The organism is Pseudomonas sp. P5_A12 (assembly GCF_056400685.1).
Genome location: NZ_JBFUKU010000506.1, coordinates 1 through 2,128, shown reverse-complemented (window position 1 = coordinate 2,128; position 2,128 = coordinate 1). Strand labels below are relative to the sequence as shown.

Here is a 2,128-nt window from a genome sequence, read left to right as displayed (position 1 = left end):
CATGTCCTTGGCTAAACTGCTGAATCACTCGCCATAAAGCAGCTCACCATGCTTCGTTTACTGTTCTGGATCGCCCTGATTGCCGCTGCGGTATGGTTCTGGCGCAAGTTCAAGGGCTCGTCTTCCGCCCCCAAATCCTCCGCCGAGCTTGAGGCTGCTCCGATGGTACGCTGCGCACATTGCGGCGTTCACCTGCCCCGCGACCGTGCGCTGAGCCTTCAACAACAGTGGTATTGCAGCCAGGCTCACCTTGAGCAAGGCCCGGGCCCTGGTGGTCGCTGAGACGTCCAGTCCCGGCGACAAACAGGCCCAGCGACTGCTGCGCCTTTATCATCTCTACCGCTTGAGCGTCGGCATTACTCTGGTGTTGTTGATGACCAGCAACCTCGACAACGGGTTGCTGGCGTTCGCCAATGACGACCTGCTGCGCAGTGGCAGCTGGTTGTACCTGGTGCTGAACATTTTGTTAGTGGTATTCCTGGAAAACACCCAACGGCCGGCGCAGCTGTTCAGCCTGGCGCTGGTCGACGTCTTCCTGCTCTGCGGTTTGTTTTACGCCGCAGGCGGAGTAGCCAGTGGCATCGGCAATCTATTGATCGTGTCGGTGGCCATCGGCAATACCCTGCTGCGTGGACGTACCGGCCTGTCCATCGCCGCAGTCGGCGCACTGGGCATCGTCGGTTTGAGTTTCCTCCTGAGCTACAGCCACCCGACCAGTCCCAACGATTACCTGCAAGTCGGCACACTCGGCGCGCTGTGTTTTGCCGCCGCATTGCTGGTGCAAGGCCTGACAAGACGTCTGGAAGTCAGCGAACACCTCGCCGAACAGCGGGCCAGCGAAGTGGTGGGGCTCGAAGCACTCAACGCGCTGATCCTGCAACGCATGCGCACGGGCATTCTGGTGCTCGACGATCAGCGGCGGGTGCAACTGGCCAATCTCAGCGCATTGATCTTGCTGGGGCACAAAGCCCTCGACGGACAGCGGATCGATGACTTTTCGCCAAGGCTGCTCGAGCGTCTTCAGCTGTGGCTCAACAATCCGACCTTGCGCCCGCAAAGCCTGATAATCGATAGCAGCGGCCTGGAACTGCAACCCAGTTTCATCGCCCTGAACCAAAGCCCTAATCACCAGACCCTGGTGTTTCTCGAAGACCTCGCTCAGGTCGCACAACAAGCACAACAACTAAAACTCGCGGCACTCGGTCGACTGACGGCGGGTATTGCCCATGAAATCCGCAATCCACTGGGCGCCATCAGTCATGCCGCGCAATTGCTGCGCGAATCCGAGGAACTCAATGGGGCAGATCGGCGTCTGACCCAGATTATTCAAGACCACTCTCAGCGAATGAATCGGGTTATCGAAAACGTCCTGCAGTTGTCCCGCCGCCAGCAAACCGTACCGCAACGGCTCGATCTGAAGCCATGGCTGGAAAGGTTCGTCGCCGAAATCCGTGAAGCGGCGCCCGAAGGTCAGCACATTCACCTGCGTATAGGGTCAGGCGATTTCAACACCTTGATGGACCCAAACCAGCTCACCCAGGTTCTAGACAATTTGTTGCGCAACGCCTGGCGTCACAGCGCCCTGAATCACGACCTGGCCCAGGTCTGGCTCGAACTTTTTGTCGCTGCCGACAGCCAGTTGCCGGTGCTGGAAGTGATGGACAACGGCCCCGGCGTGGCGCCGGATCAGCAAGTGCATTTGTTCGAACCGTTTTTTACCACCAGTAGCCAAGGCACGGGCCTTGGGCTTTATCTGTCCCGTGAGCTATGCGAAAGCAATCAGGCCCGCCTAGACTTTCAACCACGCCAAGGCGGCGGCTGTTTTCGCATTACTTTTGCCCACGGACGGAAACAAAGTTGAACATGAGCCCACGGCCCAAAGTCCTGATCGTCGACGACGAGCCGGATATCCGCGAACTCCTGGAAATCACCCTGGGACGGATGAAACTCGATACCTTCAGTGTCCGCAACCTGAGCGATGCCCAAGCCTTGTTGGCCCGGGAATCCTTCGATCTGTGCCTGACCGACATGCGCCTGCCCGATGGCACCGGCCTTGAGTTGGTGCAACACATCCAGCAGCGTTACTCACAGGTGCCGGTGGCGATGATCACCGCTTACGGCAGCCTCG

Annotated in this window: 3 protein-coding genes; all 3 read left to right on the top strand. The window is 58.8% G+C overall.

Annotation, left to right across the window (positions count from 1 at the left end; translation table 11 throughout):
• Positions 1–48: 48 nt before the first annotated feature.
• Positions 49–282: a PP0621 family protein gene (locus tag AC1DSG_RS30515; protein ID WP_477794192.1), complete on the top strand. Its 234-nt coding sequence runs from the start codon at positions 49–51 to the stop codon at positions 280–282.
• A complete protein-coding gene (locus tag AC1DSG_RS30510) occupies positions 272–1,861 on the top strand; it encodes a sensor histidine kinase (protein WP_477794193.1) in 1,590 nt (529 codons plus the stop codon). The genes AC1DSG_RS30515 and AC1DSG_RS30510 overlap by 11 nt, the downstream gene beginning before the upstream one ends.
• 2 nt (positions 1,862–1,863) lie before the next feature.
• Positions 1,864–2,128: response regulator (locus AC1DSG_RS30505; protein WP_477794191.1), on the top strand; the 265-nt coding region annotated here is incomplete at its 3' end.